The 22,607-nt window shown below is 60.7% G+C and carries 14 protein-coding genes; 10 read left to right on the top strand and 4 right to left on the bottom strand.

Features of this window, described 5'->3' with window-relative positions:
- Positions 1 to 2 precede the first annotated feature (2 nt).
- Positions 3 to 305: an antibiotic biosynthesis monooxygenase gene (locus tag AAF358_18070; protein MEM7707469.1), complete on the top strand. Its 303-nt coding sequence runs from the start codon at positions 3 to 5 to the stop codon at positions 303 to 305.
- Positions 302 to 1,420, top strand: a complete 1,119-nt coding sequence (locus AAF358_18065; protein MEM7707468.1) for a ChuX/HutX family heme-like substrate-binding protein — start codon at positions 302 to 304, stop codon at positions 1,418 to 1,420. Before AAF358_18070 ends, AAF358_18065 begins: the two co-directional genes overlap by 4 nt.
- On the opposite strand, the gene AAF358_18060 is transcribed toward AAF358_18065, so the two are convergent.
- From AAF358_18060 to AAF358_18045, 4 genes are all read right to left on the bottom strand, one after another.
- Positions 1,417 to 2,061 (bottom strand): transposase, encoded by a 645-nt coding sequence (locus AAF358_18060; GenBank protein MEM7707467.1) that lies wholly within the window; start codon positions 2,059 to 2,061, stop codon positions 1,417 to 1,419. The two genes, AAF358_18065 and AAF358_18060, sit on opposite strands and share 4 nt — an antisense overlap.
- A gap of 220 nt (positions 2,062 to 2,281) precedes the next feature.
- Positions 2,282 to 4,618: a TonB-dependent hemoglobin/transferrin/lactoferrin family receptor gene (locus tag AAF358_18055; protein MEM7707466.1), complete on the bottom strand. Its 2,337-nt coding sequence runs from the start codon at positions 4,616 to 4,618 to the stop codon at positions 2,282 to 2,284.
- A gap of 120 nt (positions 4,619 to 4,738) precedes the next feature.
- Positions 4,739 to 6,217, bottom strand: a complete 1,479-nt coding sequence (locus AAF358_18050; GenBank protein ID MEM7707465.1) for a DUF2271 domain-containing protein — start codon at positions 6,215 to 6,217, stop codon at positions 4,739 to 4,741.
- Between the two features lie 24 nt (positions 6,218 to 6,241).
- Positions 6,242 to 7,231: a hypothetical protein gene (locus AAF358_18045; protein ID MEM7707464.1), complete on the bottom strand. Its 990-nt coding sequence runs from the start codon at positions 7,229 to 7,231 to the stop codon at positions 6,242 to 6,244.
- A gap of 195 nt (positions 7,232 to 7,426) precedes the next feature.
- Between AAF358_18045 and AAF358_18040 the strand changes: the two genes are divergently transcribed.
- The 8 genes from AAF358_18040 to AAF358_18005 form a co-directional block, all read left to right on the top strand.
- Entirely contained in the window at positions 7,427 to 8,242 is an 816-nt protein-coding gene (locus AAF358_18040; protein MEM7707463.1) for a DUF3450 family protein, read from the top strand.
- On the top strand, positions 8,239 to 9,549 hold the full coding sequence (locus AAF358_18035; GenBank protein ID MEM7707462.1) for a MotA/TolQ/ExbB proton channel family protein: 1,311 nt from the start codon (positions 8,239 to 8,241) through the stop codon (positions 9,547 to 9,549). Before AAF358_18040 ends, AAF358_18035 begins: the two co-directional genes overlap by 4 nt.
- Before the next feature lie 4 nt (positions 9,550 to 9,553).
- Positions 9,554 to 9,985, top strand: a complete 432-nt coding sequence (locus AAF358_18030) for a MotA/TolQ/ExbB proton channel family protein (GenBank protein MEM7707461.1) — start codon at positions 9,554 to 9,556, stop codon at positions 9,983 to 9,985.
- Positions 9,985 to 10,395: a biopolymer transporter ExbD gene (locus AAF358_18025; protein ID MEM7707460.1), complete on the top strand. Its 411-nt coding sequence runs from the start codon at positions 9,985 to 9,987 to the stop codon at positions 10,393 to 10,395. The genes AAF358_18030 and AAF358_18025 overlap by 1 nt, the downstream gene beginning before the upstream one ends.
- Positions 10,392 to 11,036 carry a hypothetical protein gene (locus AAF358_18020; protein MEM7707459.1) on the top strand — a complete coding sequence of 215 codons (645 nt, stop codon included), beginning with the start codon at positions 10,392 to 10,394 and terminating at the stop codon, positions 11,034 to 11,036. Before AAF358_18025 ends, AAF358_18020 begins: the two co-directional genes overlap by 4 nt.
- 29 nt (positions 11,037 to 11,065) lie before the next feature.
- Entirely contained in the window at positions 11,066 to 12,388 is a 1,323-nt protein-coding gene (locus AAF358_18015) for a tetratricopeptide repeat protein (GenBank protein ID MEM7707458.1), read from the top strand.
- Complete coding sequence (locus tag AAF358_18010; GenBank protein ID MEM7707457.1) at positions 12,385 to 12,999, top strand: PepSY-associated TM helix domain-containing protein; 615 nt, start codon at positions 12,385 to 12,387, stop codon at positions 12,997 to 12,999. The genes AAF358_18015 and AAF358_18010 overlap by 4 nt, the downstream gene beginning before the upstream one ends.
- A gap of 1,108 nt (positions 13,000 to 14,107) precedes the next feature.
- Positions 14,108 to 22,607 (top strand): Ig-like domain-containing protein (locus AAF358_18005; GenBank protein ID MEM7707456.1); only part of this gene is annotated, 8,500 nt, incomplete at its 3' end.

Genomic DNA, 22,607 nt, shown 5'->3' with positions numbered 1-22,607 from the left:
ATATGTATCTGGCAATGAACCGATTCAAAATCGCCAAGGGCTTCGAAGAAGGTTTCGAAAACGTTTGGCGTCAGCGCGATTCGTATCTTGAGACCGTGCCGGGCTTCAAGACATTTTCCCTGCTGAAGGGTCCAGAAAAGGACGACCATGTGCTTTACGCCTCGCACTCCGTGTGGGAATCAGAAGCACATTTTAAGGCCTGGACGGAGTCGGATGCATTTCGCAAGGCGCACGCGCAGGCCAGTGCTCCGAAGGGTACCTACCTGGCTCACCCGGAACTCGAGACCTTTCAGGCTGTTCTGTGACCGACCGCAACCGACCGACAACAACCGACGAGCTTCTGGCGCTTCGTGCAGAGCACCCCAAGCTTCGCGAACGAGATTTCTGCAGTCAGTATGGCGTTAGCGAAGCGCAGCTGGTGGCGGCGCAGTGCGGCAGCAACGCCTGGCGCGTTCCTGCGCACCCGGACGAGCTGATACCTCAGCTTGAAGGCATGGGCGAGGTGATGGCGCTAACCCGCAACGACGCGTGCGTGCATGAAAAAGACGGTGTTTATGACAACTATCGTCCCGGCGATCACGCGGCGATGGTGCTCAGCGAGCACATCGACCTGCGGATCTTCCCATCCAAGTGGTGCCATGCGTTCATGCTCGAAAAGCCGCTGGATGACGGCGTTCGGCGCAGCATCCAGGTCTTCGACGAGGCCGGGGACGCTGTCCACAAAGTGTTTTTGCGTGATGGATCGAAGCTCGCTGCGTGGGAGGCGTTGCGCAAGCAACAGCTGGAACCACCGACCGGGCTGCTGGAGACGTTAGAGCGGTCGATGCCGGAGCCCGCGCGTGGCGATGTGGCCAAGCGTGATCGCCTCCTGGAGCAGTGGGCGGGCCTCACCGATACCCACCAGTTTTTGACGCTGATTTCGCGGCTGAAGATGAATCGACTCGGTGCTTACCGCATGGCCGGCGAGCCGTTCGCCCGCGCTTTGAGCGAAAGCTCGGTGGACGAGCTGTTGCAGGCGCTGAGCGCCAGCAGCCTCCCGGTAATGATCTTCGTTGGGAACCGGGGCTGTATCCAGATTCACTCCGGGCCGATCCATCAGCTAAAGCGGATGGGTCCGTGGCAAAATGTGCTCGACCCGGGCTTCAATCTGCACCTACGCCTCGATCAGATCGCCGAGGTCTGGGCGGTTGAGAAACCCACCCGTCGGGGCCCTGCGCTCAGCGTTGAGGCGTTCGACGGTGCCGGACAGCTTATCGTTCAGGTATTCGGGACTGGGGAAGTGGACTCGACTGAGCGGAAGGCCTGGCATCGGACGGTGGGCAAGCTGCCAACGGCAGAGCCGTCGCTCGCGAAATTTGTGGGGTCAAAATTTGTGGGGTCAGGTTCAAGTGCCAGGCATGAGGTCGTGCAGAAAGGCTAGTTGGTCAGGGCGCGAATCTGGGCTTTGAACTTATCTGATCCTAGTGTCATACCGGTGTTGATGCAGTGGCGAATTTTGGTCATGACGACTTGATCGAGTTGCTGGGTGATGCGCTGGCGGTAGGCTTGCTGGCGTTGCTTTGGGTTTTCGCCCAGGGAGCGATACAGCGGGTGTGGACTCCACATTTTTGCCGGCAAGCCGAACGCGTGAGAGCGGTAGCTTGACCAGGGGTAATTTCCGGGGTCGGTCACCATGCCGGCGCGTAGTGGATTGAGTTCTATGTACTGAAGGCATGTCAGCAAGTAGTTGTGATCTTCCACCAGGCAGGACTTGAACCGCCCGTCATAGAGTGAGCCAGATCGGGCATACGTGTAATTGAAGTGCCGCGCGTATCGTAGGCCAAGGCTTTGGATCAGCTTTGAAATACCCGAATCGGTCGATGGCGTTAGGAGTAGATGTACATGATTGGTCATGAACACCCAGCCGTGAATTTCTACTTGAAACTTTTCAGCCCTTTCTCTTAGCCAATGCGCGTATGCGGCAAGGTCACTCTCGGCAGCGAAAATCGCCTGTCGGTTGTTGCCGCGCTGAATGATATGTACGGGTACATTTTTTGGGCAAAACCGAGGGCGTCTGGGCACAGTGGTCGTTCCGACATGACAAAGCCAGGGTTTTGTATCTTCTCCCAGGTTGGCAAGGCCCCATAAGGTCCGATTGCCCAAACCGGTGAGGATGATTCCTGATCTGACTTGTCAGCCAAGGCTGGCACTTGAACCTGACCCCATAATTTTGACCCCATAATTTCCACGTTGTCCAGCTGCCTGGCGTACGGTGGTCGTACGCCAGGCAGTGCGTTAAAGCTTAGAAGGCAATACTCAAATCAAAGGAGATGCTGCGACCTGGCTCCGTGAATCGCTCGAAGCCGTTGCCTGCTGCTCCGGCAAAGAAACCACCGTTGCCGGGGCGTACGCCGTTGATCACCTCCCAGCGGAAGTAGTCCTCGTCGAGCACGTTTCGCAGCGCCAGCGACATCCGCATGCCGTAGCGTTCGATCTCGTAGAAGCCCAGCAGGTCGAGCGTGTTCCACGAGTCGGCGAACGCCACCGGGCCGTCGAAGTTATTGAGCGTGGCAATGCTCAGGTCGTCCGTTTCGGGTCGAGAATCCGTCCACGTCCAGAATGCGGATGCGCCCCAGTTTCCTGCGGGTGCCGTGTAATCCAGTCCCAGCACGGCCGAATCAGGGGACTCCGATGCCAGCACGTCACCATTCTCAAACGCTCCGGTAGGGCTGTCGTTACGGTGTTCGGCGGACACGTGAGAGTAGCCGAAGCGCATCGCCCAGAGCTCGGTCATCCGCAGGCGTGCGTCCACCTCAAAGCCAGCCGCTTCCACTTCGCCGACGTTTTCCGCGCGAAAGATGCTGTCGCCGGTGAGAGTCACGTTATTGCAGCCGCCGAAGCCACATTGCTGCACGGTGACCTCCTGACCGTAAGATACAAAACCGGGTACGGTCTGGATCAGGTCTTCGTAGTCGCTTTGAAATGCAGTGATGGCCACCTGCGCCCGGGGCGACTCGTACATGTAGCTAAGCTCGTAGTTCGTCGACTGTTCGGCATCCAGACCCGGATTTGAGATTTCGTCAAAATCGGTGAAAGTCTGGCCGGTGTTGATGTCCGTTATGGTGTCGCTAGAAACGTCGAGATAAAGATCCTGAGTGGTCGGCGCCTTGTAGCCTTGGCCGACCGCCAGACCGAACGTGTGGCCAGCGATTGGCGAGAACGACACGCCGAGCTCACCCACCGTTGCGGTGAAGTCAGCGTCCTGCACGGCTTCGCCGACCGGGTCGGTAAACAGGTCGTTCACCTGCGGATCGTATTCGGTCGTCTCATAACGGAAGCCGCCGAAGACGGACCACTGATCGTTCAGCTCAACCTCGTCGCGCGCATAGACCGTAAATTGCGTAGACTCGGTGTCCGGCACCCAGCTGCGGTCTTCGACAAACGACCGAAGGCCGCTGTCCGGCGAAAGCGTATTGAACCGGATGTCAAACCGCCGGTTTTGTACGTCACCCTGCTGGTACTCAGCGCCGTAGCTAATTTGATGGTTCAGGCTTCCCCAGTCCAGCGACTTCGTGAAGTCCACGCCGACGGTCACGCTCTCCTGGTCGAAGGCACGGTCTTCGGTTCGCAGATAGTCGTCGGTTGGATCGCCGTTGAAGCCCGAAAAGCCAAACTGGAAAATGCCGCGCGTCTCGAGGTTCTGATAATCGGCGGCGGCAAGCAGGCTGTCGAACATGGTGACCCCGGCGTTGGTCCACTCATACTCGATGCCGACGCGATCCCGATCGTTGGTGTCGTCCGTAATGAAGTCAAAATAGACCGGAGACTGACGCGACAGCGGGAATGAGGTCGCTTCGCGGCGGTTCTGCTCTACCACCAGACCGAGGCGCTGATCGGGCGTCAGATAGTAATCCGCCTTGGCAAGGATGGACTGCTCTTCGCGATCCATCGGATCTGCCTGGCCGCGCTCCGGCCCAAGAATGTCGGCACCGCTGCTGTGCGACTCACGCTCGTTGCCGTCGCGCAGGGTATAGATCAAAAGGGTTTCGAGGCTGCCGAAGCGATTGGCAAACGCCGCCGAAATCATCGCCTCGTCGGAGCGATCGTCAAAGCCGGTTTTGAGCGCGATGGCGCTGTCTTTCTCAGACGTCAGGAAGTCTCTCGGACTCTTGGTCTCGTAAATCACAGACCCCGCGAGCGCGCCGTTACCGTCGGTGACCGAATTAGGGCCGCGGGTGATGCGCACGGCCTTGACGGTTTCCACCTCCACCGCACCGCGGCTGGAGCCGAAGGCGCCGTAGGGGGCAAAGGTCGGCGGGTTGAGCGTTTCGCCCTGATCCACGCCGTCAATGGTGACCGCGACAAAGTCGCCCTCAAGGCCGCGGATGTTGAAGCCGTCGTCGTTGAAGCGGTTGCCCGTGTCGTTTACCTGAACGCCGGGAATGTAGCGCACCGTGTCCTCAATGGTGTCGGTCATCTGGCGGATGAGGTCGTCCGTGCCGAGCACGTGGTCGTCGACGGCCACCGCCTCCTCAGCACCGATGACAGTTTCGTCCAGCTCGTCCATGCCGTCCTGGGCGTTAGCCGCCAAAGACGTCGCTATGGCGATGCTTAGTAACGTTCGTTGTGTTGCTTTCATTGCTTAACTCCTGGAGTAGCTCCTGCTTTCGGGTGGATTGGTCACCCGGCCCTTACAGCGGGCGTTGGATTGACGAAAATGTCCCCAAGGTCTTTCTTGGTTGTTGATGTTGTTTGGTTGTCATGGCGCGCTGGCGACGTTGCTCGTCGGCAGGTCGTCGGACCAAGTGATTGCTACGTTGCCGAGCTCACCTTCCGCCGGCAGCTCCAGCGTTTCCGGCGCGCTAAGGTCCAGATCGACGGTGCGATAGCTGTGGTCGCCGTGCTCGCGGGCCGCTTCCAGATGCAGTCGAAAGCGCTGGCCGGACACCGGCTGACCGCGATCGTCACGGCCGTCCCAGACCACCTCGTAGGTCCCGGGGCGGCGGGTTGCCCTTGCGTAGCCCTCGAGCACGCTGGCATCGCGGCGCCCGACGGCGCGCCACCAGCGGGGGTTTTCCTGCGCCCAGCGTTCCTGTTCGCCCAGAATGAGGAGGTTTCGAACCGGCTGACGCTCCGTATCGGTAATCCATACCGCGACGTAGGGGCGGCGATACTTGCCGGCGGAAATCTTGGGGATCGTGTAGGTGAGCGTCAGCAGCGGCGCTTCGGCGTCTGTGACATCGGAAAGCTCCATGGCGCGCCACCCGTCGGACGCAAGCTGGCGTCCCGCCTCGAGGATCATCAGCGCTTCAAGACCCGCCTGATCGCCGGCCCACTCGAACCCGTCGCCAGGCGGCAGGCTCGCGAGCACCGTGGCGCCGACGTCCGCCGCCAGCGCTGAATCGGCGACCACGTAGGAGGCGGCACCCTGATAGACAGGCCAGCCGTCTCGCGCTGACAGCACGTGGCTGTAACGTCGCCGCCCGATCTTGTAGAAACGCGACCGGTGCCCCGATGCAGCCACCGCCTTGTCGGCCAGCGCCAGTGCGCTGACGGTCGCGTTGTCGACGGCCTCCGGCGGCGCCAAGCCCACGCGCCAGCTGGCGTCAGCGCCCGGCTGTCCGGCGTAGCGGCCGTCGCCACCAATGTCGACCTTGATGCCAGAGGCATCGGGCGCCGCAGCCTGCGCGGCGGCCAAAGCGCGATCGATGATGTAGCCTTTTGCAATCCCGCCGAGATCCAGCTCGATCGGATCGGGTAGCACGTACGGCCGGCTGTCGGCCGACGGGAGCGGGGTCTGCTTCAGCGTTCGCGCCAGCGCGCGGATCGCGCGACGATTGGGTTGTTCCTGATCGGTTTCCGCCTGACGCCACAGGGCCCGCACCCCTCCGAGCTTGCAGCTGAAGGCGCCGGCGCTGCGGTCCTCCCATCGGCGGCAAAGATCGATCAGCTCAGCCAGCTCGGGTGATAGCTCCGGCAGCGAGCGTTCTGCGTTCAGCGTAGAAAGCTCGCTGGCGTCGAGATAGCTGCTGAGAAGCTGCTCCAGCCGCTCGGTCTCGGCGACCGCCGCCGCAAAGGCGGCCTCAGCTTCATCGCTGGTGGCGCCCGCTATGCTGAGGTCCATGCTGGACCCCAGTACGCCTTCGACGTGGCGCGACTGAAGCGTCTCGGCCTGGCTGGTTAGACAGCACAGCACTAGAGTCGCAGCGAGGCTGCGACGAAGGCCTTTCGTAGTCATGATGGGACCCTTCGCCGATACCGATTACTCGGCGTTTGCGGCGATCTCCTGCTTGGGCTCTTCCTCTTCGAAAGGCACCGGCATCGGGTCCTCCTGCGCGATGTAGCCGTCACCGCTCACGTCGTATCGGGCAAAGATCCGATTGCCGGACTCGCGATACTCGGCGAAGCTCATTTCACCGCTAGCGTCGTCGTCGAGAGACTCGAAGCGTCGCTTGCTCTGCTTGATGGAGGAGACCCGGAAGGACTCGATCGCTTCGTCCATCCGGTCCTCAAATTCGCTGACGTACTCCTCTGCGGTCAGCACGCCGTTGCCGTCGAAATCGGTATGGTCGAAGTCCGCACGTCGCTTGACGTCAAACTCTTCGCGGTCGATGCGCTCGTCAGCGTTTTGGTCGTACTTCACCATCATGCCTTCGAGGTTGTGCGTGGTTGGCATCTCCAGCATGTTTCGGGCGTACGCGATCTGGCGATCACGCCGCTGCTGAAGCTCTTCCGCCGTCAGCTCGCTGTCGGGCTTCGGTGTCCAGCTGTAGCTGCTCGGAGGGTCCATGGCGTCGACCACAAGATCCTCGTTGGTGTCGCGACGGGTGAACATGCGATCGCCTGACGCCGCGTACTCCTCCCACTCCATGACGTCATTGTCATTTTTGTCCATCGCGCCAAAGCGGACCTCGGCCTGCTTGACCCGCGCTCGTCGGTCGAGCTCGAGCTGAGCATCCATGCGGTCTTCCCATTCGTTCTGATACTCAACAACGGTGACAACGCCGTTGTTGTCGGCGTCCGTCAGGTCGAAGCGATCGCGGCGCGACTGTTCGAATTCGATTGTGCTGACCCGCGCGTCACCGTCATGGTCGTGGCGGTCGATAAAAGATAGGCGTCTGCCTTCCTGCTTCCACTGATTCATGCGGTCTTTTGCGCTGATTTTGCTGCTGCTCGCGTTGTCGCTCGAGCCGGCAATGGCGGCGGTGACGCTCATGGCAAGAATCAAGGCGGTAGAAATCACACGTTTCATGCTGGGAATCCTCTGGTAACAACTGGCTATCCCGTTAATTTCCCATTAATTGACCAGGATTGCAAATGATAGTCATTCGCAAAAGCATTCGTATTTGTATGATGGTCGCGCTATGATCATCGGCCGGCTAACGGCAGCCCGGTCTCCTCGAGCTGACGTTGGCGATCTGTATTCACAAGCAATAAAAGTTGCCCCATGAAACAACAACACATCGCGCGCTCCCCGCGGTTGACGGCGTGGCGATTGCAAGCTGCGGCCGTCTTCTCCGTGTTGCTCCTAGCCTTTCAGCTGGCGCCGGTTGCGCGGTCGAACGACTGGCGTGAGCTGGACGCGCTAGTGCGCCAGTGGACAACGCTCGAGCAGCAGATCTCGACGGTGGAAAACCAGTGGCGGGTGCGAGAGCCGCTGCTCAAGCTGCAGCTGGAGCTCCTCCAGGCCGAGCGGCAGACGCTCAGCGAATTTCTGGAGGTTGAGCGAGGCGCCCGCAGCGAGGTGGACCAGCGTCGTATCCAGCTTGCCGCCCAGCAGCAGCGTCTTGAGCAGGCGCAGCAGGCGCTCCGCGAAGCGCTGGACGGGACGCTTACGGTCCTGACGGCGCTTCACGAACGGCTGCCGCCACCTCTGAACGCGGCCTGGCAGGCCCATCTGGACACGCTGGCGGCCGGGGATGCGCTAAGCGACAGCGAGCGGCTGCAGCAGGTGGTTGGGATGCTGAGCGAAGCGGCCGAATTCGATCAGCGAATCACGCTGCATCAGACCACCATGACCGACGACACCGGCACGCGCTATGCGGTCCAGCAGGTTTTTCTCGGGCTTTCTCAGGGCTGGTATACCAGTGAGGACGGCGCCTTTGCCGGCTTCGGCCGGGCCGAGGCTGATGGCTGGCGCTGGCGTGGCGCAGATCAGATCCCCGAGCTTGATCCAGCGTCCGTCCTCGCGGCCGTGCGCATGCTCGGAGACCCGACGCTCGCCGCGCCCGTGACGCTGCCCATCGAGCTGGAGTCACCGTGAACAAGTCTGTCTTAATCCGGCACACCGTGAGGGGGCTGCTTGCCGGACTGCTTGCGCTGACATACCTTCCGCTCGTTTCGCTGGCTCAACCGGACGTCGAGCAGTCTCTCCTCGCTGATATTGACGACGCCCGCACGCGCCTGGCCGCCGCCGAGCAGCGGGTGGCCGCGGCGTCCGTCCGGCTGAGTCGTCAGCTGGGTCAGGCCCAGCAGCAGGTGCTGGAGCTGCGGCGCGAGGCGGCAGAGTTCCAGCGCGCCGCCGACGATCAGACTCTGGGCCTGGAAGTACTGCAAAGCCGCGTTGAAAAGTGGCAGGAGCAGGATAACTACCAGCGCAGCCTGCTGCTGGACTACGGGCGCCGCACCGACATGGCGTCGGTCGACGGCAAGAGCCTCGAAGCGGTGACTGCGATTCTTCGCCAATCTCTGGTGCGCCTGGACGCGCAGCTCTCGCCGGGTTTTGGCCCCACCTCCGCAATCGACGTCACTGGCCAGGCGGTCGACGGCCAGGCGCTGAGCGTCGGACCGCTGACCTGGTTTGTCCACGCTGGCGGCGGTGGACTGCTGACTCAGGAGAAGGGCGTCGAGCCTCGGCTGAGCTGGTCGTTTGAAGGCGAGGCGCTGGCTTCGCTTCAGGCGCTGACCGGCGGTGGTCGGTCGTTGGCGACGCTTGATCCCACGCAGGGTCGCTACCTGGAGCTCCAGAGTGCGCGCCAGGGTCTGGCAGAGCACCTGCAGGCCGGCGGCGTCTGGGTGGTGCCGATCATGGCCTTCGCGCTGCTGTCGCTCGTTATCGCGTTGATCAAAGTGATTCAGTTCCTCAGGCTGCCGCGGATGACCGCCGACCGCGTTACCGCGCTGGTGAGCTCCGTCCGATCGATCAAGGCCGGCGACGCCAGCGCCGCCGCGAGCCATCCGGCGCCGCTGAACGCGTTGGTGGAGCTGGCCACCGCGCCTGGCTCCACCCAGCAAAAGGAAGACCAGCTCTTTGACTTTCTGCTGGGCCAGCGCCACCGGCTGCAGCGGCTCATAGGTGCCGTGGCGATCACGGCCACGGTCTCGCCGCTGCTGGGCCTGCTGGGCACGGTCTCGGGCATGATCCGAACGTTTCAGTCCATGACCGTTTTTGGCTCCGGTGACCCGGCGGCGGTTTCAGGCGGGATTTCTGAGGCGCTGGTGACGACCGAGCTGGGGCTGGTGGTCGCCGTACCCTCGCTGATCGCTCACGCGCTGCTGAAGCGTAAGGCCGACTCTTATGGTTCTCAGCTGGAGTCGACCGCGGTCCGGCTGGCCGAGGCTGCGGGCTAGGCGCATGCTGACGGATCTTCAGCAACAGCTGGATAACCCGGCCGTGTGGCTCATCCTACTGACCGCGGTTGTGGTGTACGCGCTGCTGCTCGATCTGCTGCTCGCCCGCCGCCGCGACGCCGCCTGGCGTCACCGCTGCTCCCTGTGGGCCCCCGGTCTTCGTACCATGCTCGGCGCGCTCCCGCTCCTTGGGCTATACGGCACGGTGGTAGGATTGATGGACACCTTTGCGCAGATGGCGCTTGACTACGGCTTTAACCCCGAAACGCTGGCTACGGGAGGCATTGCGTCGGCCATGTACTCGACCCAGCTTGGCCTGCTGCTGGTGATTCCCGGCTGGCTTGCGCTCGCCTGGCTCCAGGGGCGCCGGCGGACCGCGCAGGTTGAGGCGCTGCGTTCCGGTCGCGCCGCGCGCGCCGCGGAGGCAACGTCATAATGCGCCGACGCCTGGAGGCCAGGCTGCAGGATGACGCGGAGACGCGCATCGATCTGTCGCCGCTCATCGACATTGTATTTATCTTGCTGATCTTCTTTATCGTCTCCACGGTTTTTGTGCGCGAGGCGGGTGTTGAGATCGACAAACCCACCGCCACGTCGGGGGCGCGCGTCAGCAGCAACCTGATCATTGTCGCGGTAACCGCTGGTGGAGACGTGGTGCACGCCGGGGCAACGATTGGCCTGGTGGGTATTCCGTCGGCCGTCGGTCCGCTGCTCGACACGCCCGACACGCCGGTCATCATCCAGGCTGATGCGGCGGTGCCAACGCAGCTGCTGGTCCAGGTGATGGACCAGCTCAAGATCGCCGGCGCTGACAACGTACTGCTGGCGACGCGATCGGAGTCATGAGCATACTGCGCCAAAGCCTTTCGGTAGTGCTGAGCATCACGCTCACGACGGGACTTGTGGCTGCGCTGACGCTGCTCAAGAGACTCAACGCGCCAACGGAAGCGGGACCCAAGCTGCAGCGGCTGGAGATAAACGCGGCGCTGCCGCCGCCGCCACCACCGCCACCGACTACGCGCAGCCAGCAGAGCGCACCCGACGCACTGCCGCTGGATCTGACTTCCGCCGGCACGTCGCCGCTAAGCCTGCCGCCGGCGACTCTGCGGCCGTCGCTGAAGGTCGAAGACCTGGAAGCGCCGGTGAGCGAGGTCCGTCCGCTGGAGTTTGATATCAACGTGACGGCGAGCATGCAGGAGTTTGGCTTGGCCCAGCTGGATGGCCGGCCGCGGCTGCTGACCGACCTGCGAATTCAGTTTCCTGCCGCGCTGCGCGCGAAGGGCGTGACGAAGATTCGGGTCCGGGCTCAGGTGGTCATCGACACGACGGGCGCGGTGACGCTGCGCCGGATTGTCGAAAATCCCTATCCCGAGATCGAACCGCAGCTCCGCGCGCTGATGGGCCGGGCCCGCTTTACGCCACCCGAGAAAGACGGCGAGCGGGTTCGAGCAGCCTTCGTCTGGCCTCTGGTCTTTAGTGCGACATGAAGCCAACACAGCTAACAGGACTGAATCTTGTGGGACTGCTCTTTTGCTCGGCATCGCTTGCGCAGCTCACGGTGACCGTCCCCGAACCTCAGGCCATCTTTAAGCCGCTCGCGCCGGTGGTATGGGATACGGAGCCCTCGATTCCGGGAGAGGAAATTGCGCTGGCCCAGGAGCTCGGCGCTCTGGTACGGCAGCAGGACTATCGGGGCGCGCTCGTGCTCCTGGAGAGCCAGGAAACGCCCGTGAGCGCCGCCTTTGAGATGCTCCGGGCCCAGCTCTACTCGACCCTGGACGAGCGAGGGGCCGCCATTGAGGCTTATCGGGCGGCCCTGAAGCTTGCGCCCGACTTCACCCGCGCGCACGCCGGGCTCGGCACGCTTTACCTAATCGAAGGCCAATACGACGAAGCGCAGCAGCATCTTGCGGATGCGGTACGGCTCGGTGCGGGCGACGCCCAGACGTTTGGTCAGCTCGGTTATCTCAATATCAAGCTGGGCAACCCCTGGGGTGCGGTCAGCGGCTATCAGCAGGCGCTGCTGCTGCAGCCGAAAAACCGCCAGTGGCGCTCGGGGCTGCTGCTAGCCCTAACCGAATCGGGCAACGAGAGCGGCGCGAGCGCGTTGATCGACCAGATGTTGACCGAGAACCCCAGCGACTCGATGCTCTGGCAGCAGCGAGCCAACCTGGCTCTGCGCCAGGACAACCCGCTCAGCGCCCTGGCGAGCCTTGAGGTGAGCCTGCGGCTTGGGGACGACTCGGCCGAGAACCGCCAGGTGGCGGCACAGCTGGCGGTGCAGGCCGGCAATCCGAAGCGCGGCGCGGCGCTGGCCTCAGCCTCGGTGCTGGCGTCCAGCGCAGACGTATCGTTCGTGAGCGAGCTGGCGGACTGGCTGCTGCGCGCTGGTGAACAACGCTACGCAAAGCAAATACTGGATGCCATGGAGCAACGGCTGTCGAACTACCGGCCGGATCAGCAGAGCCGCTTTTATTACATTCGCGGGCGATTGGCGGAGCAGAGCGATCAGCCGCGCCAGGCGATCGCGGACTACCGACGCTCGGTGGATCGAGACGGCAGCAACGGGCCGGCGCTGCTGGCGCTGGGCGAGCTGAGCCTGAGCCAGGGTCAGGCCTCCCGCGCCGCTCTGGCCTTTCAGCGAGCGTCGGTGCTAACGGAGTTCCGGCAGCAGGCCATGGTCGGTGAGGCCAAGTCGCTCATTGCCCGTTCGGACTATCCGGCGGCGCTTCGCAAGCTGCAGGACACGCTCAAGGAGTTTCCCGGCGCCTACGACCTCAACGGTGCCGTGCAGTCGCTGACGAATATCGTTAACACGCAGCGAGCGGCGGCCCCATGAAATCGCGCATGTGGTGGTTTAACCTGGCGCGGACGGTTCACCTCTACAGCTCCTCCCTGCTGTTTGTGACGCTGGTGTTCTTCTGCGTTACCGGCTTTACGCTCAGCCGGGGCTGGTACGACGACGACGGCGCGCGCGCCAGCTCGCGGGAGCTGAGCCTGCCGCCGGAGCTGGCGGCAACGCTCGATTCGGACAGCTGGGCGCCGGACCTGACGGCGCTACAAGCGCTGCTGACCGAGGCCGCCGGGCTCGGCGTGCCCGACAGCATCGAGCTTGACCAGGACTATGGGGAGGTGGCCCTCAGCTACAAGGCGCCGGCCGGCGACGCGCAGGCCATCATCACGTCTGAAGGCGTCCTTCTCGATGTACAGCGCGGCTCAACGCTGGCTGTGCTCAACGATCTGCATAAAAACCGGGACGCCGGGTCCGCCTGGGCGTGGTTTGTCGAAGTTTCCGCATTGGCAATGCTGGTTTTTGCGGTGACCGGCTTGATTATCGTTTTCCAAAATCGCCGCCGCCGAGGCCAATCAATCTGGATTATTTGTTTGGGCCTGGCGACACCGGTTCTGCTTTTCCTCGCCTTTGTACCCAATATCCAGGTGAGAGGTTAAAAACGACATTTATGGGGTCAGGTTCAAGTGCCAGGCATAAATTCACAGGCTTTTCGAAACTTGTGCGGCAAGGTCAATCTCGCCAGCGAAAATCGCCTGCCGGTTGTTGCCACGCTGAGTAATGTGTGCGGGTGCAGTTTTTGTGCAAAACCGAGGCCGTTTGGGCACAGTGGTCGTTCGAAAATGACTAAGTTAGGGCTTTGTATCTTCTCTCGGGTCGGCAAGGCCCCTTGAGGTCCGATTGACCAAACCGGTGAGGATGATTCCCGATCAGACTTGTCAGCCAAACCTGGCACTTGAACCTGACCCCAAAGTTCCAGTCCCGGTCACAAAAATCTGGGACGTGAAAGGCCAACGAGCGCTGTTGAATGCTGACGAGCAAAGCCGGAATAAAATCAGTGGCTCGCGCTTATTTTGGCTCAGTAGCCCGATTGACGAGGTTGTGGCGGAATTCAGAGGGTTTCGGGGAGTTATATTAGGCGTGAAAAACGCCCGAAGACGCCATAACCTTTTGATTTTATGGTGCCGGCACCAGGAGTCGAACCCGGGACCTACTGATTACAAATCCGGTTCTCGAAAACCCTAAAAAATCATATAAAACAACAGGTTAAAGGTATTCGGCGGCCTAATATAACTCACCGAAACTTGCCGAAAGTCCTTGAAACCCCTGCTCCAGCCTGCGAAATATTAGGCCAAATGTTCACTCGCGTTGTGTAGCCTCGTTAGGCAGGTCCCCCTAATGAACTTCGGATTTCTAAGACTGGGTTTACCAAGCTATCTGGGCTTTGCCACGTATACGCCCATCGGCGGTATCTAGAACTGACAAACTTCTCACACAGAGCGGTAAGAAGGGAAAAACAGTCAGGGAACAATGGTCACGGAGCCCCCTTCTGCTTCACCGGAGTTCGTGTGGGACGCTTTGGCAATGCGGCACAGGTTTAGCCGTCTCTTGCCCGAGCGATAATCGATCTTCTGAGCATTTTCGGGAATCAATTGACATGGCAAAAATTCCTTTTTAGGATCGCTATCGGGGTTAGCGCCCGATCCGTGGGCCCAGGAACTCGCACGGATTGGCCCAATTTTTGGCGTCTCAGGGGGCGCCTTTTGTATGTCAGTCCAAGCGATTCTGGGTGCCGTCCTGGCGCTCTCGGTCCCGTGTGCGTCTTTGGGACAAGGGGTTTTTTCTTACTGGAAATTTAACGAAAACACGGGTTCGGCTACCGCCGACGCATTGAACGCTGCGTCCTCGGCAACTGTCGATACAGGTCAGTGGCGGGCCAACGGAATTGCCGGTTCAAGCCTGAACTTCGACGGACTCCTCGATCGGGTTGATCTTCCCGCGATCGATGTTCCCGCCAATCAGTTCACGATCGCCGTTTGGATACGACCAGAGAGCTTTTCGACCGATGAAGCAAGGTTGGTTTCCAAGGCCACGGGTACTTCGGAGAGCAACCATCTCTGGATGCTCAGTACGGTCGAGCAGGGTGGCTTTTACTACCTTCGAGCTAGAGTCAAAACTGACGGCACGACGCAGACTCTGATTGCTGACGGTGAACCGCTAAGTGCCGATACCTGGACCCACGCTGCAATGGTGTACGACGGGTCAATCCTGAGCGTTTACAAAGACGGCGTTATTGTCGGTAGCCTCCCGCTCACGGGCTCTGTTGCCCAAGATCCCAGCATTGCTGTCGGCGTTGGCAATCAACCCACCGGCGCCGGAGATCGCCCGTTTCATGGGCTGATTGATGAGCTGAAGTTCTACGACGGGGCGTTGGCCACGACGGCGATACAAGACCTTGCCAATCCCTGCTCAGGACAACCCGAGTCGATCATCAGCCTGCAGCGTTCTGCCCTGAGTACGGGTGAACTCATCGACTTTTCGGGCACCGACTCCACGGACTGTGACGGTTCGCTCGTGTCATTCGATTGGGACTTTGGCGACGGCAGCAGCGCACAGGGAGTCACAGTCGGCCACGCCTATTCGAGCGCCGGGCAGTACTCAGCGACGCTTACAGTTACTGACGACACGGGAAACGTCGCCTCTGCGAGCGTTGACGTAGAGGTGTTTGACCCTTCACAGCGAGTGAGTGATCGCGCTGTTGCCTCCTATCGATTTGAGGAAGGGCAGGGTGCAACCGTCAACGACACATCTTTTGCGGCCAACCACCTGACGATCTCGGACGCGACGGCAACTCAGTGGCTGAGCTGCGGCGGTCTTCGCCTCAACGCGCCAACGGTCATTTCAAATGGGAGCTCGGCAAGCGCCCTGATCGCAGCGGTCAAAGCCTCCAACGAATTAACGGTCGAGGGCTGGGTTGTGCCGGCCAACGTGATGCAAACGGGGCCTGCGAGAATCGCTGGTGTATCGGGCGGAACCAGTGCACGAAATTTCACCTTGGCGCAGGACGGGGACAGCTACAACGTTCGCTTGCGAACTACCGGTACCGGAGACAACGGGCTAAACCCAAGTACGTCGAGCCCACCTGGTGCGGTAGCGGCGGGGCCGACCCACGTCGCCTACACGCGAAACGCTAGCGGAGAGGCGCGTTTGTATATCGACGGTGTTCTGGTTAGCACGGAGAACGTCCCAAGCTCTACAAGCAACTGGGAGGAGTCGTTTGGGTTTCTGATTGGCAACGAAGTTGGTGAACAACGGCCTTGGCTCGGCGATTTGTACCTGGTGGAGGTCCAGGATCGGGCGCTAACGGCACTTGAGGTCGCTCACAATTATCAAGCCGGTTACATCGGCTCCTGCAACCGACCTCCGGAGGCTCAGGCAACTGCTGATGTTGATCATGGCGTTGCCCCGCTATCGGTACAGTTTGATGCCTCAGGAAGCACAGATCCGGACGGCGACCCGCTGAGCTACAGCTGGCAGCTCACCGATAGCGCGACGGCTACAGGCATAGCGACAAGTTTCGTTTTTACGGAGCCGGGGGAGTACCCGGTTCTCTTAACGGCAACGGACGCTGGTGGCGAGAGTGACTCACAAACGGTTTGGATCAGGGTGTTTGATCCCAACCAGGAGCCGCGAGTGTCGGACGACCTCCTGGCCTACTACGCTTTCGATCAGACCGAGGGTGGATTGATTCTTGATCGGTCGAACGACCCTGTGCGACTGGACCTGGCGATCGACAACCCGGCGAATTCCCAGTGGCGTGCATGCGGGGGATTGGAGCTCCAGTCGCCGTCCCTAATCAGCAGTCTGATCCCGGCTGACGGGGTTGCAGCTGCCGTCCGCAGCGGGGGCGAACTCACGCTGGAAGCATGGATCACGCCAGCCGATAACCAGCAGGACGGACCGGCGCGCATTCTCAGCCTGTCTGCCGACACGCAGAACCGCAACGCCACGCTGGGTCAGGATGGAGACGCATACACGGTTCGATTCCGCACCAGCGAAACGGGCCCCAACGGGCTCGCCCCCAGTTTGTCGTCCAATCCCGGAACCCTCGTCGCAGGGCAGCCGAACCACGTGTTGTACACGCGGGATTCGAGCGGTCTGGCCTCGGTCTACGTCAACGGTGTGCTCAGCGGGACTGAGACGGTTACTGGAGATACCAGCAATTGGTCTGACGGGTACCCGTTGCTCCTCGGCAATGAGGCGACGGGTAATCGACCCTGGCTTGGCACGTACCACATCGCCGCGATTTATGATCGGGCGCTAAGTTCGCAGGAGGCCCAGCAGAACTTTTTGGCTGGGTTTTCCAGCCCATGCCCAGCGCCTCCCAGTGCCGTTATCGAGGCGACTCCTGTGGTGGGCAATGCACCGTTATCGGTGAGCTTCAATGGATCTGCTTCAAGCGACTTTGGAGGGTATCTGGTCAGCTACGCCTGGGATTTTGGTGACGGAACACAGGGAACTGGGGCGCAGGTTAGTCATCTCTACGACATGGCCGGAAACTACACCGTTACCCTGACGGTCACCGATAACGAAGGTCTGGCTAATACCGCGTACCGCACGATCCGCGTGGTGACGCCAGGCGCGAATTTTCGAGTCGCTGATGGGCTTATCGCTGAGTATGATTTTCTGGAGGGGCAGGGTACCTCGGTGCTTGATATTTCAGGCGTGGGTCTCCCCCTTGATCTCACCATTGAAGATCCGGGCTACGTGGAGTGGCTGACTTGTGGCGGTCTTGGTGTTCGCCAGGAAACACTGATTCGCTCCGCGGGGCCAGCCAGCAAGCTCACGGATCGAATCCTATCGACCGGCGCGCTAACGTTGGAGGCCTGGGTGCGCCCGGATAATCTGACTCAGGGACCGAGCAGCCCGGCGCGCATCGCCACGCTGTCTGAGTCGGCGAGCCGCCGTAACGTCACGCTGGGTCAGAAGGCTAGCGGGTATGAAGCGCGGCTACGCACCACCGAAACGAGTCTGAATGGGACCAACCCTTCTACGGGTACCGCGACGAATGTCGCTATGGAAACGCTCACGCACGTGGTGTACACCCGGGATGCGTCCGGCAATTCGACCATCTACGTCGATGGTTCCGAAAACGTGACCGGTCTAGTCGGTGGAGACTTCAGCAACTGGGACCCGCACTACGCCTTCGCTGTGGCAAATGAGCTTGATCGTGAACGGGGCTTCCTCGGCGATCTCCACTTGGTGGCTGTCTACGAACGGGCGCTTAGCACAGTTGAGGTGAACCAAAATTTTCAGGCGGGTTTCGTTGATCTATGCGCAAACACCAATGCGCCAACGGCCGTCGATCAAAGTGTGGTCACGGACGAAGACCAGAACGTGCCGGTTGTGCTGAGCGCCAACGATCCGGATGGTGACTCGCTGACCTACACCGTACTGGCGGCCCCTACTCGGGGTGCTCTGGCCGGGACGCCGCCGGCACTCACCTACATTCCAGAGCAAAACTTCAATGGCACCGACTCGCTTACCTTCGTTGCTAGTGACGGCTCCAATACCTCGAATGTCGCCACCGTGACCTTGACGGTCAACCCGGTGAATGATCCACCCATGGCCAATAGCGATGCGGTGAGCCTGAATGAGGACGCGACAGCTAACATTACGCTAGTCGCATCGGATCTAGATGGCGACGCCCTGAGCTATGAAATCCTAAGCCAACCGGGGAGCGGCACGTTGACCGGTAGCGGTCCCATTTTCGTCTATACGCCTGCTGCCAACTTCTTCGGCACCGACAGTTTCAGCTACCTAGTGAGCGACGGCACGGCAAACTCTTCGGCAGAGACTGTCAGTCTTTCGGTCATTTCGGTTAACGACATCCCGATAGCTATCGGCGCATCGGCGGTGGTGGACGAAGACTCAAGTGTTGTGGTGAGCGTCAGCGCGAGCGACGTGGAGTCACCATCGCTCAATTATGTCGTGTCAACACCGCCGAGCCACGGTGTGGTTTCAGGGAATGGTCCAGACTTCAGCTACACCCCCAATCCGGGTTTCAGCGGCTCGGACAGCTTTTCTTTTGTGGCCAATGACGGCCTCAGTGATTCAGTCCCGGCGCTGGTATCGATTGTTGTTAATGCGGTCAACGACCCGCCGGTTGCCGTTGACATTGCCCAGACGCTGAACGAGGACGAGCCGGTGTCGGTGGTTTTGTCGGCTAGCGATGAAGATGGTGATGCGCTGACGTTCGCACTCACCTCGCAGCCGCAACATGGTGAACTGACGGGTACAAGCCCAAATCTCACCTATACGCCTGACCCGGATTTCAACGGGGTTGACTCGTTTACCTACCAGGCCTTTGACGGAACCGTCAGCTCAATGGGAGCCACGGTTACGCTAACGGTTACCGCAGTCAACGACCTGCCGCTGGCGCAGGACGACTTGATTAACCTGGCCGAAGATACGACTGCCATGGTGCGGTTAACCGCCAGCGATGCTGATGGTGACCTTCTGACCTTCGCGATCGTTGACGCACCGGCGAACGGCACTCTGGTCGGCGGGGGTTCAGACTATGACTACACGCCGGGCGCCGGATTTAGCGGCACCGATTCGCTCACCTTTGTGGCTAACGATGGGGCCGCAGACTCCAACCTTGCAACCATCACTCTGGTGGTTGAACCGATCAACGACCCGCCTACGGCTGACGACCTCTCTATTAGTACCAACGAAGACGTTGCCGTAGCGCTGACGCTGGCGGGAACGGACCCCGATGGCGACGCGATAACCCTTGCCATTACTCAGGCCCCGCTCCGAGGCACACTTAGTGGTACGCCGCCTAACCTCACCTATCTGCCCAACGCAGATGAAAACGGCGAGGATACGTTCCGCTTCACGGTGAGTGACGGCATCGCCGAATCTGATCCGGCAACTGTTACCGTCCAGATTTTGGCGCAAAACGATGCGCCGGTCGCCGATCCGCAGAGTTTGGTAGTTACTGAGGCGAGCCTTGCGCTGACACTCACCGGATCGGACGTCGATGGTGATCCACTCACCTATCAGGTGGTCGTCTCACCCGCGGGCGGAACGCTCAGCGGCACGGCCCCTAATCTGACCTACACCCGAAACAGCGGCTTTTCGGGGCCAGACTCTTTCACCTTCCAGGTCAGTGACGGGCAGGCGGACTCGGCAGCCGCCGTGGTGAACCTCGACGTCCAGGTTAACAACGCGGCGCCTGAGATTACCTCGACGCCGGTGCTTGATGCGGCTGAAGGCGCAGCCTACGCCTATGACGTGGACGCGAGCGACGCGGACGGCGATAGCCTAACGTACTCGTTGGTCATTGCCCCGCAGGGCATGAGCATCGACTCAGCGACGGGTCTCATTTCGTGGGTACCCCTTTCGGACACGCTCGGTGCAGTGGACGTGAGGGTTCGAGCGAGCGACCCGCAAGGCGCGTTCGCTGAACAGGACTACGTCGTGACGGTACCTGGCTCCACGATTAACCGCAGCTACCTTGGCACCGACTTTTGGCTGACGTTCTTGCGGAATGACATCGACCCAGGCGCGCCTGCCGTTCCGGCGCTGTCAATTGCTGCGCCGGGTGGTGCGAGCGGCACGATTTCCGTGGCCAGTCTGGCGATCGATATTCCTTTCACGATTCCTGCGGGTGGATTGGAGCGCATCGAGCTGCCAATTTCGGTGGTTACCCGAACCAACGGAACGCCTGATCCAGTGGGCGTGAACGTCAGCGCTGATGCGCCGATTACCGTGATGGCCTTCAACGAGCGGACGGCCTCGACCGATGCGGCCCAGGTTTACCCTACGAACGTACTGGCGAGCGATTACACCATTCCGGCGTTTCACTCGCTGCAGCTAGGCGCGTTCGGCATAGTTGCAACCGAAGACAACACACTGGTCACCGTGACTCCTGGACCCGGTGTCACTCAGATGATTGGTAACGGAACCTTCAATCAGGCGCCGTTCAACATCACGCTTCAACAGGGCGACGTCTGGACCAACACTCCTGGCTCGCGAGCCCGCTTTGTTACCGGCACCACGCTTCGTTCGAGTCGGCCGATTGGGGTCTTTGCTGGCGCTATCTGCGCGAACGTGCCGAACGAAGAAACCATCTCCTGTGACCACATGATCGAGCAGGTGCCGGGCGATGATCAGCTGGCAACGCGCTTTTTGTCCGTACCCTTCGCCACTCGCTTTAACGGTGACCTGTTCCGCTTTGTCGCCACTACCGATGATACGGTCGTTCGGGTTAATGGTGTCGAAAGCGCGTATCTGGACGCCCTTGAGTTTGTTGATCGCGTGATTGATGGGGTGGCGGAGATTACCTCCACTGCGCCCATCCATGCGGCTCAGATCGCAACCGGTCAGGCGTTTGACGCTGTGGAGCGAGGGGCTACAGAACCTGGCAACAGTGACGCCGATCCGTTCATGGTGCTGTTGCCGCCAACCACCGCCTACCTCGACGAGTACATCTTTACAACGGCGGGAACCGATCGACTGAATTCCCACTACGTCAACGTGATTATTCCGGATACGGCGGCAGCCTCTTTAGTGCTTGACGGCCAGCCTGCGGACATCAGCACGTTGGTGCCGATTGAGGATACGGGATACCTAGGTGGAGCCATCGAAGTTTCCTATGGCACGCACACCATGTCGGCGGCCGAAAAGTTTGGAGTCACAATCTATGGCTGGGGGCCAGCTGAGTCTTACGGCACCAACGGTAACGCTATCTTGGGTGACCTGCCGCCGGTGAATCGTCTTGAAGTAACCCCGCTGAACCAGACTCAGACTGTAGGGGCAAACGCCTGCTTCACAATCACCACGAAAAACGGACTGGATTATGCCGTACCGTTCGCTCGTATCGACGTTCGCGTCAGCGGCGCACGAACCATTCGCCAGTCGATTGCGACGAACGATACGGGTACAGCCAACTACTGCTATATCGGCATCGACGCCGGAACAGAAACCGCAACCTTTATTTCCGGGCCCGCGATCGAATCAGCCAACGTCACCTGGGAAGCGCTCTCGGCAGATACCCAGGCGGCACCGATCATCATCTCGCTGCCACCACTGGAGTTGAATGAGGCGACGCACGCGTACACGATTGATGCGTTTGACCCGAACGGCGATGCGATTACCTACGGTCTGGTGGCGGGGCCGGCTGGTGTCACCGTCGATGGGGCAAGTGGCACGCTATCTTGGACACCGACTGTGCCGCAGGATCGCGTCTCAACGCTCCACGCGATCTCGGTGTCGGCGACCGATCCCTTTGGGAATCAGGGGGTGCAAAACTACGAGCTTCTGGTGAACTACGCTCCCGTGTTCAGTGAGATCACGCCGGAAGAAAGCGAGTCCTTTGCTCCCACCTTCACCGTGCGGGCTATCGGTGGCAACGTCGATACCAACCAGCTAGCGATTATTGAGGCACCACCCCGTGCCACGGTAACCAACTCTGGGCCCGACAATCAGTGGCTGTTGCAGTCCGGGCTCAACAATACGGTCGGCGGTGAGATCAACCTGGTGCGAGAAGCCCTTGAGGTTTTCAACCCCTACTGCCGCGCGCCCCTTACCGATCGCTCGGCACTGAACGTTAAGTCAGTCTGGACCAGTACCGAAGACCTAAAGCTGGTTCAAGTAGCGCCTCTAACCGATACCGACGGCAATGGGGTAATTAACACGGCAGACGACCAGGCGATCATCGGCATAGGTCCGGATCTGACGGCCCTGGATGCCACTACAGGCACGTTCCTGTGGCGGGTTTCCGGCGCTGCTACCATCGATGTGGGTGCTGCCATTGCGGACATTGACGGTGACAACGTGCCGGAAGTGCTCGTGGCTAACGATGCCGCGACCGGCGAGCGTCACCTGTATGGCTACAGCAATCTTGGCGACCTGCTTTGGGAAAGTGTAACGCCAGTGTTGCCCGGCAACTTCGATGAAACCCGCACCGCGATCGAAGTGTTTGATCTCGACGGCGATGGTGCTGTTGAGATCGTGGTTGGGCCCAGCGTGCTGGACGGTACGGGCAACCTCCTTTGGCAGTTCAACACGGCTGTTTCCAGCCCGGTAGTGGAAGCTCTGCCGTGGATCGCTGATCTGGAGGGTGATGGTCAGTATGAAGTGCTGTTTGGCAGCGAAATTCGCAACGCTGACGGCAGCTTGCGCTGGTCGATCAACGGCGCTGTCGGCGGCACCAACCCGATCGCCCAGTTTGTGGCGTCTGATCTTGATCAGGACGGGT

Source organism: Pseudomonadota bacterium (assembly GCA_039033415.1).
Lineage (GTDB): Bacteria > Pseudomonadota > Gammaproteobacteria > Xanthomonadales > SZUA-38 > JANQOZ01.
This window is presented reverse-complemented; position numbering and strand designations above follow the sequence as displayed.

Coding starts and splice junctions, on each gene's coding strand:
- AAF358_18045 (MEM7707464.1), bottom strand. CDS start 7,231: ATGAAACGTGTGATTTCTACCGCCTTGATTCTTGCCATGAGCGTCACC.
- AAF358_18055 (MEM7707466.1), bottom strand. CDS start 4,618: ATGAAAGCAACACAACGAACGTTACTAAGCATCGCCATAGCGACGTCT.
- AAF358_18040 (MEM7707463.1), top strand. CDS start 7,427: ATGAAACAACAACACATCGCGCGCTCCCCGCGGTTGACGGCGTGGCGA.
- AAF358_18070 (MEM7707469.1), top strand. CDS start 3: ATGTATCTGGCAATGAACCGATTCAAAATCGCCAAGGGCTTCGAAGAA.
- AAF358_18025 (MEM7707460.1), top strand. CDS start 9,985: ATGCGCCGACGCCTGGAGGCCAGGCTGCAGGATGACGCGGAGACGCGC.
- AAF358_18020 (MEM7707459.1), top strand. CDS start 10,392: ATGAGCATACTGCGCCAAAGCCTTTCGGTAGTGCTGAGCATCACGCTC.
- AAF358_18010 (MEM7707457.1), top strand. CDS start 12,385: ATGAAATCGCGCATGTGGTGGTTTAACCTGGCGCGGACGGTTCACCTC.
- AAF358_18050 (MEM7707465.1), bottom strand. CDS start 6,217: ATGACTACGAAAGGCCTTCGTCGCAGCCTCGCTGCGACTCTAGTGCTG.
- AAF358_18030 (MEM7707461.1), top strand. CDS start 9,554: ATGCTGACGGATCTTCAGCAACAGCTGGATAACCCGGCCGTGTGGCTC.